1 protein-coding gene (only partly in view) is annotated in these 14,802 nt (G+C 70.2%); it reads left to right on the top strand.

Features of this window, described 5'->3' with window-relative positions:
• The coding region annotated (locus tag HUA78_RS20030) for a non-ribosomal peptide synthase/polyketide synthase (RefSeq protein ID WP_371745614.1) crosses the window boundary (this coding region is incomplete at its 3' end): on the top strand, positions 1 to 14,802 show 14,802 of its 29,222 nt. 14,420 nt of the annotated region lie to the left of the window's left edge.

Below are 14,802 nucleotides of genomic sequence, written 5' to 3'. Positions count from 1 at the left end.
GGCCCGCGATGCGAAGAGCCCCATCGGACAGCTTCCGCTGATGGGTGAGGAGGAGCGGCGACAGGTGCTGGTGGAGTTCCAGGGCCGCACGGAGGCCTACCCGCGCGATGTGTCCCTGCACTCGCTCATCGAGGCCCAGGTCCTTCGTTCTCCCAACGCGGAGGCCGTCCGCTTCGAGGACTCCTCCCTCTCCTTCTCCCAGCTCGACTCTCGCGCCAACCAGCTCGCCTGGCACCTGCGCTCTCTCGGTGCTCGTCCCGGAGTCCTCGTCGGTGTCTGCCTGGAGCGCTCCCTGGACCTCGTCGTCGCGCTCCTCGCCGTCCTCAAGTCCGGCGCCGCCTACGTCCCCCTGGACCCGGCCTACCCCCGTGAGCGCCTCGCCGGAATGCTGGAGGACGCGGATGCGCCGGTGCTTGTCACCCACGAGCACCTCAAGGCCGTCCTGCCTCCTCACGCCTCTCGCGTGCTGTGCCTGGACTCCGACGCGGCCGCTGTCTCTCGTCAGCCCTCGACGACTCCCTCGCCCCTGGCTGGCGCCGACTCCCTCGCCTACGTCATCTTCACCTCGGGCTCCACTGGCCGCCCCAAGGGCGCCATGAATGCCCACTCCGGCATCGTCAATCGCCTGCTGTGGATGCAGCAGCAGTACGGCCTGTCTCCCGACGACTCCGTCCTTCAGAAGACTCCCTTCTCCTTCGACGTCTCCGTCTGGGAGTTCTTCTGGCCCCTCATGACGGGCGCTCGCCTCGTCCTCGCGAAGCCGGGCGGACACCAGGACCCCGCCTACCTCGTCCGCCTCATCTCCGAGCAGCGCATCTCCACCCTGCACTTCGTCCCCTCCATGCTCCGCGCCTTCCTGGAGGAGCCGGGACTCGAGAAGCTCTCGGGACTGCGCCGCGTCGTGTGCAGTGGCGAGGCCCTCTCCTCGGAGTTGGTGAGTCGCGCCCACTCGCGCCTGCCGCCCTCCGCGGAAGTCCACAACCTCTACGGCCCCACCGAGGCCGCCGTCGACGTCTCCTTCTTCCACTGCGCTCGCGGCTCCTCCCGCTCCTCCGTCCCCATCGGCAGGCCCGTCGCCAACACCCGCCTCTACGTCCTCGACTCCCTCGGCCAGCCCACTCCCATCGGCGTCCCTGGTGAGCTCTTCATCGGCGGCGTCCAGGTCGGCCTCGGCTACTGGCGCAAGCCCCAGCTCACCGCCGAGCGCTTCATCCCCGATGCGTTCTCCGACGCTCCCGAGGCCCGCCTCTACCGCACCGGCGACGTCGCTCGCTGGCTGCCCGACGGCACCCTCGAGTACCTCGGCCGCTCCGACTTCCAGGTCAAGCTGCGCGGCTTCCGCATCGAACTCGGTGACATCGAAGCCGCTCTCCTTTCACACCCCTCCGTCCGCGACGCCGTCGTCCTCGTTCGCGAGGACGTCCCCGGCGACCAGCGCCTCGTCGCCTACGTCGTCCAGGAGTCCGCGTCGTCCGACACGACCGGGCTGAAGGACCACCTGGCGACCCGACTCCCCACCTTCATGGTGCCCTCGGCCTTCGTGAGCCTCCCGGCCTTCCCGCTGTCCCCGAGCGGGAAGCTGGACCGGAAGGTGCTCCCGGCCCCGGTGACACCGACCACGGGAGGAACCACCGTGCCCTCGGCACCTGAGCGACTCACGCCCTTCCAGCAACGGGTCGCCAGCGCCTTCCGCGAGCTGCTCCGCGTCGAGCACGTGGGGCTGCATGACGACTTCTTCGCGCTCGGCGGACACTCGCTGCTCGCGACCCAGCTCGTCTCTCGCATCCGCACCACGTTCGGCGTCGAACTCCCCGTGCACGCCCTGTTCGACGCGCCCACCGTGGCCCGCGTCACGGAGCTTGTCGAAGAGGGAATGCTCTTCCGCTCGACACCGTCGCAGGTGCCGCCGCTGCGTCCCATTCCTCGCGACGGGGAGCTGCCGCTGTCGTTCGCGCAGCAGCGGCTGTGGCTGCTGGACCAGGTCCAGCCAGGAGGCACCCAGTACAACGTGTCCGGCGCGGTCCGACTGGAAGGCGCCTTGAATCCCGAGGCGCTGCGGCAGGCGCTGGACGTCCTCGTCTCCCGTCACGAGCCCCTGCGCGCGACCTTCGCGCTCAAGGACGGCCAGCCCACGCAGACGTTCCATCCGCACAAGCCGTGGACCCTGCCGCTCGCCGACCTCACCGATGTCCCGCCTTCGGAGCACGAGGCCGCGGCGCGCAAGTACGCCGCCGAGGAGGCCAGCCAACCGTTCGACCTGAGCACCGGGCCGCTCCTGCGCACCGTGCTGGTGAAGCTCGACTCGGAGCTGCACGTACTGGTGCTCGTCATGCACCACATCATCTCGGACGGGTGGTCCCTGGCGGTGATGGTGCGCGAGGTGGCGTTGGCCTACGAGGCCTTCTCCGCGCAGAAGGCTCCGGCGCTGTCTCCGCTGCCGGTGCAGTACGTCGACTTCGCGGCGTGGCAGCGCCAGTGGCTCCAGGGCGACACGCTCGCCAGGGAAGTCGCCTGGTGGAAGCAGCGACTCGAAGGCGCGCCTCACGTCCTCGATCTGCCCACCGACCTGCCGCGTCCCGCGCTGCGCACGCCGCAGGGGGCCTCGCACGCCATCCAGCTTCCTCGTGAGCTGGTGAATCGCGTCGTTGCCCTCGGACGGCAGGCAGGGGCCACGCCCTTCATGACCTTGCTGGCCGCGTGGCAGACGCTGCTCTCGCGCTACAGCCGGCAGGAGGAGCTGCTCGTCGGCTCGCCCATCGCGGGCCGCCGCCATGGCGAGCTGGAGGGACTGGTCGGGTTCTTCGTCAACACGTTGGTGCTGCGCGCACGGGTGCGTCCGGAGGACTCATTCCGCGCATTGCTCGCCCAGGTGCGTGAGACGACCCTCGCGGCGTATGAGCACCAGGACTTGCCCTTCGAGCGGCTCGTCGAGGAACTCCATCCCCAGCGAGACCTGGGACGCACGCCGCTGGTGCAGGTGGTCTTCGCGCTCCAGAACACGCCCGCCACGACGATGAACGTGCCCGGCCTGACGTTGCGCCAGCTCGACGTGGACAACGACACCGCGCGCTTCGACCTCGGCCTCGTCCTCGTGGAAGAGGCGGACGGGCTGCGTGGCGTCATCGAGTACAGCACGGAGCTGTTCACCGCGCCCACGGTGGCACGCCTCGCGAGCCACCTGAGAAACCTGCTCGAAGCCGTGGTGGCGACTCCGGACCGTGCGCTGGGGACGCTGGACCTGCTCTCGTCGGACGAGCGCCGTCAGCTCGTGGTCGACTGGAGTGACACCGTGCGGCCCTTCCCGGCGGATGCCACGTTCGTGGACGGGTTCTCGCGACAGGCGAACCTGCGCCCCGATGCCATCGCCCTGGAGTCCGGCGAACAGAAGCTGACGTACAGGGAGCTGGAGGCACGGGCCAACCGCCTCGCGCACCTGCTGCGTTCTCGCGGTGTGGGGCCCGAGGTCCTCGTCGCCGTGTGCCTGGAGCGCGGCTTCGACATGGTGGTCACCATCCTCGCCGTGATGAAGGCGGGTGGCGCCTACGTCCCGCTCGACGCGGCCTACCCGGCCCAGCGCCTGGCCTTCATGGTCGAGGACGCGCGGCCGAAGCTGCTCGTCTCCTCGCGCGCGCTGAGGGAGCGGCTGTCCCTCCCCGACTCGGGACTGGAGAGCCTGAACCTGGAGGACCTGAAGCTGGACTCATGGCCCACGACGCCACCGAGCTCCGGCGCGGGCCCCCGCAACCTCGCGTACGTCATCTTCACGTCCGGCAGCACGGGGCGGCCCAAGGGCGTGGCCATCGAGAACCGGGGCCTGCTGCGCCTGTGCCACGCGGAGCGGTACGCGCGGTACGGAGCACGAGAAACCAGCATCCTGCTCGCGCCCATCTCGTTCGATGGCTCGGTGTTGGAGCTGTGCCCCTCGCTGCTGCATGGCGGCCGAGTGGTCATCTACCCGGCCAACGCCGTCCCCAGTGACCTGGACACGCTGGGCGCGGTCATGGAGCGGCATGGCGTCACGTTCACGCACCTGCCCTCGGGCCTCTTCGCGCAGCTCGTGGAGCACCGCCCCGACATCCTGGAGCGCCTGAAGGAGATTCACGTCGGCGGTGAGGTCCTCTCGGCGCCCCATGCGCATCGCGCGCTGTCCACGGTGCGCGGCTCGCTGACCAACGCCTATGGGCCCACCGAGGTCTCGGTCATCGCCACGGCCTTCTCCATCCAGCGGCCGATGCCGTCGGGCGTGTCGTTCCCCATTGGAACGCCCATCGACAACACGCAGGCGTATGTCCTGGATGCCCGGCAGCAGCTGGTGCCCGTGGGCGTCCCTGGCGAGCTGTACCTCGGTGGCCTGGGCGTGGCTCGCGGCTACGTGTCGCGGCCGGACCTCACCGCCGAGCGCTTCGTCCCGAATCCCTACGGCAACCTCCCGGGAGAGCGGCTCTACCGCACTGGTGACGTCGTCCGCTGGCGGGCCGAGGGCGTGCTGGAGTTCATCGGACGCACGGACCAGCAGGTGAAGATCCGCGGCTTCCGTATCGAGCTGTCCGAAGTGGAAGCCGCCCTGGCCTCGCAGCCCGCCGTGCACGAAGTCGCCGCCGTGGTTCGCGAAGACGTCCCCGGTGACAGGCGACTGGTGGCCTACGTCTCCGCGCGGGAGGGCCAGACGCTGGACACGGCCGACCTGCGCGCGGGGCTGCGCCAGCGGCTGCCCGAGTACATGGTGCCGTCGGTCATCGTCACGCTGCCCACCCTGCCGCTGAATTCGACGGGCAAGGTGGACCGCAAGGCACTGCCGAAGCCGGATGCCGCGTCCACGGGACGACAGGGCCGCTTCGTCGAGCCCGCGAATCCACTGGAGCAGCGCATCTCCGCCATCTGGGCGAAGGAGCTGGGCACCGAGCGCGTCGGCATGCATGACCACCTCTTCGAGGAGCTGGGCGGCACGTCGCTCTCCGTCGTGCGCATCGCCGCGCGTTTGCGTGAAGAGCTGGGCCAGCCGCTCCCCGTGGTGTGGCTGTTCGAACACCCCACCGTCCAGGGGCTCGCCCGTGCCCTGGAGAAGCAGGGCGCGGAGGCCGCCACCACGGCGACGCCTCACGTCGATCCCGTGCCTCAGCACCCCGTGTCCAAGCCCTCCACCTCGGGGGCCGTCGCCATCATCGGCATGGCGGGACGTTTCCCCGGCGCGAGGTCCGTGGGCGAGTTCTGGCGCAACCTGCGCGGAGGCATCGAGTCCATCACCTGGTTCAAGCCCGAGGAGCTGGAGCGCATGCCCGGCCTCCCCGAGGGCATCGACCTGAGCCAGCACCCGGCGTTCGTCCCGGCGGGGGGCGTGCTCGAAGGCGCGGACCGCTTCGACCACGCGTTCTTCGACATGTCCCTGCGCGAGGCGCAGTGGTTGGACCCGCAGCAGCGGGTGTTCCTCCAGTCGGCCTGGACGGCGCTGGAAGACGCGGGCATCGACCCTGATCGCTTCCCGGGTGCCATCTCCCTGTACGCGGGGGCCATCGACTCCGGCTACACGGAGGCGGTGCGCGCCACGGTGCCGCTGGATGGCGCCGCGCTGTTCGAACTCTACGGCACGGCCACTCACGAGAGCCTGGCCACGAAGACGTCCTTCAAGCTGGGCCTCACCGGTGAGAGCGTCCTCATCCACACCGCGTGCTCCACGGGGCTGGTGGCCGTCCACCTGGCTTGCCAGAACCTGCTCGCGGGAATGTCCGACGTGGCCATGGCCGGGGCGACGCGCCTGTCGGTGCTCCAGCGCACGGGCTACGTGTACCAGGAGGGAATGATTCTCTCGCCGGACGGGCACTGCCGCTCGTTCGACGCGGCGGCGCAGGGCACCGTCTCCGGCAACGGCGTGGCCTGCGTCGTCCTCAAGCGCCTGGAGGACGCGGAGCGGGATGGCGATGCCATCTACGCGGTGATTCGCGCGACGGCGACCAACAACGACGGGCGCGACAAGTCGGGCTTCACCGCGCCCAGTGTGCAGGGGCAGTCCGCGGTCATCCGCCAGGCGCTCGCGCGCTCCGGCGTGCCGGCCTCGGACATCGGCTACGTGGAGGCGCACGGCACGGCGACTCCGCTGGGAGACCCCATCGAGGTGACGGCGCTCCAGCGCGCCTACGGCCTGGGCCCCGAGCACCGAGGCACCATCGCCCTGGCCTCGTTGAAGTCCAACGTCGGCCACCTGGACACCGTCGCCGGACTCGCGGGCCTCATCAAGGTCGCGCTGTCGCTGCGGCACGGGGAGATTCCCCCGAGCCTGCACTTCGAGCGCCCCAATCCGCAGATTGATTTCGACGCCACGCCCTTCTTCGTCAACACCACCCTTCGGCCGTGGCCGAGGAGCGAGACCCCGCGGCGCGCCGCGGTCAGCTCCTTCGGCATTGGCGGCACCAACGCCCACGCCGTGCTCGAGGAGTCCCCGATGTCTCCGAGCGGCAGCAGCTCCCGCACGCATCACCTGTTCGTCCTGTCCGCACGCACGCCCGAGGCGCTGGATGCGGCCTCGAAGCAGCTCGCCTCCCATGCGGAGGCGCATGCCGAGGCCCTGCCCGTGGCGGATGCCGCCTTCACGCTCGCCGTCGGGCGCAAGGTCTTCGAGCACCGCCGCGTGGTGGTGGCTCGCGACGCGGCCGAGCTGACGCGACAGCTCCTCAAGCCCTCCACGCCGACGAAGGTGAAGGACACGGAGGCCGCGCGTCGGCGCCGCATCGCCTTCATCTTCCCGGGCCAGGGGAGCCAGCAGTTGGGCATGGGACGAGAGTTGCTCGACACCGAGCCCACGTTCCGCGCCCATGTCGAGGCGTGCCTGGCGCTGCTGACTCCGGCGCTGCGGGCCCAGGTCCGCACGCTGCTGACCTCCGCACCGGGACAGGAGGCCGAGCACGCGACGCTGCTCGCGGACACGCGCGTCGCGCTGCCGGCGCTGTTCACCGTCGAGTGCTCGCTCGCGCGGATGTGGATGGACTGGGGCCTGAAGCCCCATGCCGTCCTGGGACACAGCTTCGGTGAGTACGCCGCGGCCTGCGTCTCCGGAGTGTTGTCGCTGGAGGACGGCCTGAAGCTGGCCGTGGCCCGAGGCGAGCTGATGCACCGGATGCCGCCGGGAGCCATGCTCGCGGTGGCGCTGCCCGAGTCGCAGGTGCAGCCGCTGCTGTCGGGCCGGCTGTCCCTGGCCGCGGTCAACGCGGTGGACCGCTGCGTCGTCGCGGGCCCCGTGGCGGAGGTGGAGCAACTCCAGGAGACGCTGAAGCGCCGGGACGTCGGTGTGGTGCGGATGCCCGCGCCCCATGCGTTCCACTCGGCGGATGTGGAGCCGCTGATGCCCGAACTCTCGCGGGTGGTGGCCTCGCTGCGCCGCTCCGAGCCGACAGTGCGCTACGCGTCCAGCGTGACGGGCACGTGGGCGCGGACCGGGGCGCTGGCCGAGCCTCGGTACTGGGCCGACCAGATGCGCGAGCCGGTGTTGTTCGCCGACGCGGTGGGAGCGCTGCTCGAAGAGGGCTGCAGCGTGTTGCTGGAGGTGGGCCCTGGACAGGATTTGACGCCGCTGGTGCGCGCGTCGCTGGGCCAGGACAAGGACCGGGTGAAGGCGCTCGCCACGCTGCGGCGGGGGACCTCAACGCCCGAGCACGCGAGTCTCCTCGCGTCCGTGGGTGAGCTGTGGACCCAGGGTGTGGAGGTGGATTGGTCCGCCTTCTTCGCGCATGAGCAGCGCCACCGGCTGCATCTGCCCACGTATCCGTTCCAGGAGAAGCGCGTCTGGGTGGAGGCAAAGCCCGGCGCGGCACCTGTGCAACCCCTGATCGTCGCGGAGACCGTGCAGCTGAGGGCCGCGTCCGGAGCACCAACGCCGGTCGCACACCCTCCGTCTGTCACGGCCATGGCGTCCGGAATGGAGCCCGGGCGTCCGACGACGACGGGGCTCGTTCCCCTGCCGGCGTTGGTTGCTCCGTCGGAGTCGTCTGGGTACAGACCTGCTCACGTGGTGCCATCGGAGGCCATTGGCGTCCGGCCCGCCCACGGAGTCCCGGCCGGTTCTCCCGGCTCACCGCCCGTGCACGGACTCCCGTCCAAACCCGCTGGCTCACGGCCCACTCACGCCGTCCAGAGTGAGTCCGCGGGCTTCCGCCCTGCCCACGTGGCGCCGTCGGAGACCTCAGGCTTCCAGCCAGCCCAGGTAGCGTCGCTGGAACCCTCGGGATTCCGACCCGGCCACGTGGCGCCAGTGGAGGCACCTCGGTCGCCACCGGTGACTCCCGAGCCGGAGCCCGTGGAAGCCACGCCGACTCGCGAGGACGCACCGCGCGGTGCCATCGAGGAGCGACTCGCGGGACTCTGGCGTGAGCGTCTGGGCCTGGAGTTCGTCGGCCGCGACGACGACTTCCTGGAGATTGGCGGCAACTCGCTGATGGCCGCGCAGCTTCTCAACCAGGTCCGAGAAGCGTTCGGCGTGCAGCTCCCCCTGGCGGCGCTGTTCGAGGCGCCCACCGTGGCCGGCATCGCTCAGCGCATCGAGCCGATGCTGCGGCAGGCCCCCGTCGCCGCGCCGACGCGCGAGCTGCCCCTGGTCCCCCTGCCCCGCACAACCGAGCTGCCGCTCTCCTTCGTCCAGGAACGTGTCTGGCGGCTGGAGCAGCACCTGCCCGGCCTCTCCGCGTACAACATCCCCTTCGTCCTTCGACTCGAAGGAGATCTGGACGCGGCCACGCTGGCGCGCGCGGTCCAGGAGGTCGTCCGACGGCACGAGGCCCTGCGCACGACGTATGACGTGGTCGACGGCCGACCCGTCCAGCGGTTCCACAACGACGTACACATCCCCCTCCCCATCGTCGACGTACACGGAGCCACGCCCGAGCTGCGCGAAGCCGAGGCCATGCGCCTGGCGCGCGAGGAGGCGATGCTCCCGTTCGACCTGGTGAACGGGCCCGTCATCCGGACCTCACTGCTCAGGCTGGAGCCTGGGCACCACCTGCTGCTGGGCAGCATCCACCACGTCGTCTGCGACACGCTCTCCACCGCGCTCTTCATCAACGAGCTGGTGCAGCTCTACGGCGCCTTCAAGCAAGGCCGCCCGTCGCCCCTGCCTCCCCTGCCCATCCAGTACGCGGACTTCGGCGCGTGGCAGCGCGGGGGCATCCGCGAGGGCCGCTTCCCCGAGCAGGAGCAGTGGTGGCGTCAGCGGCTCGCGGGAATGCCGCGTCAGCTCGAGGTGGCCACGGACCGCAAGCGCCCCGCGAGTTGCCCGCTCACCTCCGTGCGCCTGCCCGTGGAGTTCCCGCGAGCCCTGGCCCGCGAGTTGGGCGCGTTCGGTAAACGCGAGGGCTTCACGTCGTACATGCTGGTGCTCGCCGCGTGGCAGACCTTGCTGCACCGCTACAGCGGACAGACGGACATCATCGTCGGCACACCCCTGGGCAATCGCACCCGGCCGGAGCTGCTGCCCCTCATCGGATACGTGGCGCACTCCGCCGCGTTCCGCACCAGCTTCGCGGACGACCCGACGTTCCGTGAGCTGCTCAACCGTGTGCGCCAGGAACTCAACGAGGTCCAGTCCCGTCCGGACGTGCCCTTCGAGTACCTGGTGGAAGCACTCGTCCCCGGCAAGGACATTGGCCGCGGGCGCATGACGGACACCGTCTTCGTGTTCCACAGCGGCATCAGCGGCGGAGCGGCGGCCCTGGAGATGACCGGGGTCCGCGGCTCCATCGTCGAAGTCCCTGACGGCCCCGTGCAGTGGGGCACCACGCTGTCTGACTTGACGCTCGTGCTTGGTGACGAGTCGGGCCGCGTCCACGGCGCGCTGGAGTACGCCACGGAGCTGTTCGACGCGGCGACCGCCGGTCGGATGGTGGACCACCTCCACGTGCTGCTCGCGTCCGCGATGGCTCGTCCGGATGAGCGCGTCTCTCGCCTGCCCCTGGCCACCGAGACCGAGCGCGCCACCTGGCCCGCGCCGCGTCCCGTGCGTGTCTCCACCTGCGTTCCGGCCCAACTCGCTGAGCGCTCGAAGCGGAACCCAGGCACCGTGGCCGCCATCATCGGGGACCAGTCCTGGTCCTGGGCGGAGCTGACCCGGCGCGCGGAGAACGTCGCCGCGCGACTGCGTGCCACGGGATTGAATCCCGGAGCCCCTGTCGCGGTCTGCCTGCCTCCGTCCCCCTCGAAGCTGGCGGTCCTCTGGGGTGTCCTCGAAGCCGGAGGCGCGGTGGTGGCCCTCGGCGCCACGGACCTGGGTGGGCTCGCGGCCTATGCGCCCCAGGGCGCGGCAACGCCCCTGCTCATCACCTGGCGAGGGGTCGTCACCTCCTCGAAGCTCGATGCCGCGCGCACGCTCTACCTCGAGGATCTCCTCGATGCATCGGTTCCCGCGAGCACGGGCGCACGTGGAACTCGCGCGGATGCGGCGGCCTGGCTGTTGCCTTCGGGCGCGGGCCAGCCGGCGTGGACGTTGGACCATCACTCCCTGGCGGAGTTGTTCACCGCGCTGGATGAGCGCCTGCGTCCGTCGGAAGGCGGCACGTGGCTCGCGGCGGTCGACACGTCGGCGGAGCGTCCGGAGCTGGAGATGTTGTGGGCGCTCTCGCGCGGTCTGCGCGTGGCGTTCCCCTCCGAGCAGGTCTCCGCGCGACTGGTGCGACTGCAAGGCGGCGGTCCTCGCACCCAGGCGATGGACATGAGCCTCATCTACTTCGCCAACGATGAGGACTCGATGACGGGTCCCAAGTACGAGCTGCTCGTCGAGGGCGCGAAGTTCGCGGATGCCCACGGCTTCTCGGCCGTCTGGACGCCCGAGCGGCACTTCCACTCGTTCGGCGGTCTCTACCCGCAGCCGGCGGTCGTCGCCGCGGCGCTGGCCACCATCACCAAACGCCTGCAGTTGCGCTCCGGCAGCGTGGTGCTGCCGCTGCATGACCCCATGCAGGTCGCCGAGCAGTGGTCCGTCGTGGACAACCTCTCGGGCGGCCGCGTGGGCCTCTCGGTGGCCACGGGCTGGCACGTGGCGGACTTCTCGTTCGCTCCGGCCAACTTCGAGGACCGCCGCAACATCCTGATGAAGCACCTGGCGACGCTGCGCTCCCTGTGGCGGGGCGAGAAGATGAAGCGGCTGGGTGGTGGTGGCGTGACGGTGGAGGTGGGGCTGCGTCCGAAGCCCGTGCAGAAGGAGCTGCCCGTCTGGCTCACGGCCGTGGGCAATCCGGAGACGTTCCGACTGGCCGGCGAGGTGGGCGCGGGCGTGCTCACCGGTCTGCTCGCGCTGTCCATCGACGAGCTGAAGCAGCGGGTCGCCCTCTACCGGGAGGCGTGGCGTCGCAACGGCCACCCGGGGCGAGGACACGTCACGGTGATGCTGCACGCCTTCATCGGCGACGATGAACAGGAAGTCCTTCGCACGGTGCGCAAGCCGCTGCTGGGCTACTTCCGCAGCTCGGCGGAAATCACCGCCACGCTGCTCGCGGCCCAGGGGCACCAGGGTGAAATCGACAAGGTCTCCGAGGAGGACATCAACACCCTCCTGGAGCACACCTTCGAGCATCACGCGAAGGGTACGGGCCTCATCGGCACGGTGGAGAGCGGCTTCAAGCGCCTGCTCGACGTGCGGGTGGCGGACGTGGATGAGATCGCCGCGCTCATCGACTTCGGGCTCGAGACGCCCGTGGTGCTCAAGGGACTCGAGAAGCTCTCCGCCATCCGAGACCGCCTGGAGCAAGAGGCCGCCACGCGCCACGAGCAGGTCTTGGTGGAAGGCGACCAGGGCGTAGGCGAGGTGCTGGAGCTGGCACGGCAGCCAGGCCAGGTCCTCCTGCACACGTCCGCGCGCCTCGCGCGCACGCTGACCGAGCTGCCCGGCGCCCGTGAGGCGCTGGGGCCCGTGGGAGCCCTGGTGCTCGATGGGGCTTCGCCCGAGCTGGCCACGACGCTGCATCAGAGCTCGGGACTCCAGGTTTTGCTCGCGGGCGGCGCACGAGAAGGCGCGCTGGTTCCCCGAGGCCCCGAGGAGCGCATCCCCGCGGGCCTCCGTCCGTGGATTCTCGACGGCGCGGGCCACCCCGTGCCCGTGGGAGTCGTCGGAGAGCTGGCGCTGGAAGGCGCGGGCCTGCCCTCCGGACTGTGGCGCTCCGAAGAGGAGGAGCGCCGTCGTCTGGTGGCCCACCCCATGGGAGGCGCGTCCCAGGTGTTCCGCACCGGCCGCCATGCGCGACTGCGCGCGGATGGACGCGTGGAGAATGTCCAGGTCTCCGTACCCAAGCCCCCTGCCCCCGTGGCCAAGGCGCCACCCGCGAAGACCGAGAGCCCCGCGCCCCGTGCGGCCACGGTGCCCACCGCGCCCATGGGGATTCCGAGGGCACGGCGCGACAGGCCGTTGCCGCTGTCCTTCGCGCAGCAGCGCCTGTGGTACCTGCAGCAGCTCGACCCGACGAGCACCGCGTACAACAACAGCTCCAGCTTCCGGCTCGTCGGTCCGCTGGACACCGACGCGCTCCAGGCCGCGCTGAACATGTTGGTGCAGCGTCACGAGGTGATGCGGACCACGTACCAGCTCACCGAGGACGGAGCGGTGCAGATCATCCACCCCAAGGGTGGCCTGCCCATGCCGCTGGAGGTAGTGGCTGGAGCGACCTCCGAGGAGCGCGAGGCCGAGCTGATGCGCCGCTGCCAGGAGAACGGCGCGCGGACGTTCGACCTGGAGCAAGGTCCGGTCATCCGCGCGGTGTTGCTGCGCATGGGGCCACAGGACCACGTCCTCAACATGGTCATGCACCACGCCATCTCGGATGCGTGGTGCTCGCTGGTGCTCGCGAGAGAGATGTCGGTGCTCTACGCGTGCTTCAGCGCGGGCATCCCCAACCCCTTGCCCGAGCTGCCCGTGCAGTACGCGGACTACGCGGTCTGGCAGCGGGAGTGGCTGGAGGGCGCGGTCCTCGACGGACAGATTCGCTGGTGGAAGGACCAGCTCATTGGAGTACCCGCGCTGGAGCTGCCCGTGGATCGGCCGCGTCCGGCGGTGCAGTCCTACGACGGTGGAAGCCTGCGCTTCGTGCTGAGTCGCGAGGTGACGGAGCCCCTGCTCGCCCTGGGCCGCAAGGAAGGCGCGACGTCGTTCATGGTGATGCTGGCGCTGTACCAGGCGTTGCTGGGCCGCCACGCGGGCCAGGACGACTTCGCCATCGGCATCCCCATCGCGGGCCGCACGCAGCCGGAGACGGAGGGCCTCATCGGCTGCTTCGTCAATACCCTGGCCATGCGCTCCCAGCTCACGGGGACGCCGACCTTCCGCGAGCTATTGGGCCGCGTGAAGAAGCAGTCGCTGGGGGCCTTCTCGCGCCAGGACGCGCCCTTCGAGCGATTGATTGAAGTGCTCCAGACGCCGCGAGACCAGAGCCGCACGCCGGTCTTCCAGGTCGTCCTCAACGTCATCAACACGCCTCCGGCGGAGACCACGCATCAGACGCTCAAGCTGAGCCAGCTCGACGTCGCCACGGGGACGTCGAAGTTCGACCTGAGCCTGGAAGTCGTCGAGGGACAGGGCGAGCTCGCCTGCCGCTTCGAGTACGCCGCGAAGCTCTTCGATGACGCCACGATGGAGCGCCTCATCGAGCACCTCAACGTGCTCGCGCGCACTGTGGTGGCCTCACCGGACCTGCCGGTGCAGCGCCTCCCGCTGATGGGCGAGGAGGAGCGGCGACAGGTGCTGGTGGAGTTCCAGGGCCGCACGGAGTCCTACCCGCGCGATGTGTCCCTGCACTCGCTCATCGAGGCCCAGGTCCTTCGTTCTCCCAACGCGGAGGCCGTCCGCTTCGAGGACTCCTCTCTCTCCTTCTCCCAGCTCGACGCTCGCGCCAACCAGCTCGCCTGGCACCTGCGCTCTCTCGGTGCTCGTCCCGGCGTCCTCGTCGGTGTCTGCCTGGAGCGCTCCCTGGACCTCGTCGTCGCGCTCCTCGCCGTCCTCAAGTCCGGCGCCGCCTACGTCCCCCTGGACCCGGCCTACCCCCGCGAGCGCCTCTCCGGAATGCTGGAGGACGCGGATGCACCCGTCCTCGTCACCCACGAGCACCTCAAGCCCGTCCTGCCTCCTCACGCCTCTCGCGTGCTGTGCCTGGACTCCGACGCGGCCGCTGTCTCTCGTCAGCCCTCGACGACTCCCTCGCCCCTGGCTGGCGCCGACTCCCTCGCCTACGTCATCTTCACCTCGGGCTCCACTGGCCGCCCCAAGGGCGCCATGAATGCCCACTCCGGCATCGTCAATCGCCTGCTGTGGATGCAGCAGCAGTACGGCCTGTCTCCCGACGACTCCGTCCTTCAGAAGACTCCCTTCTCCTTCGACGTCTCCGTCTGGGAGTTCTTCTGGCCCCTCATGACGGGCGCTCGCCTCGTCCTCGCGAAGCCGGGCGGACACCAGGACCCCGCCTACCTCGTCCGCCTCATCTCCGAGCAGCGCATCTCCACCCTGCACTTCGTCCCCTCCATGCTCCGCGCCTTCCTGGAGGAGCCGGGACTCGAGAAGCTCTCGGGACTGCGCCGCGTCGTGTGCAGTGGCGAGGCCCTCTCCTCGGAGTTGGTGAGTCGCGCCCACTCGCGCCTGCCGCCCTCCGCGGAAGTCCACAACCTCTACGGCCCCACCGAGGCCGCCGTCGACGTCTCCTTCTTCCACTGCGCTCGCGGCTCCTCCCGCTCCTCCGTCCCCATCGGCAGGCCCGTCGCCAACACCCGCCTCTACGTCCTCGACTCCCTCGGCCAGCCCACTCCCATCGGCGTCCCTGGTGAGCTCTTCATCGGCGGCGTCCAGGT

Origin of the sequence: Myxococcus sp. CA033, from assembly GCF_013336625.1 — a bacterium.
Taxonomy (GTDB): Bacteria; Myxococcota; Myxococcia; order Myxococcales; family Myxococcaceae; genus Myxococcus; species Myxococcus llanfairpwllgwyngyllgogerychwyrndrobwllllantysiliogogogochensis.
Note: the sequence above shows the minus strand (reverse complement) of the source record. Positions and strands in the feature narration are given on the sequence as shown.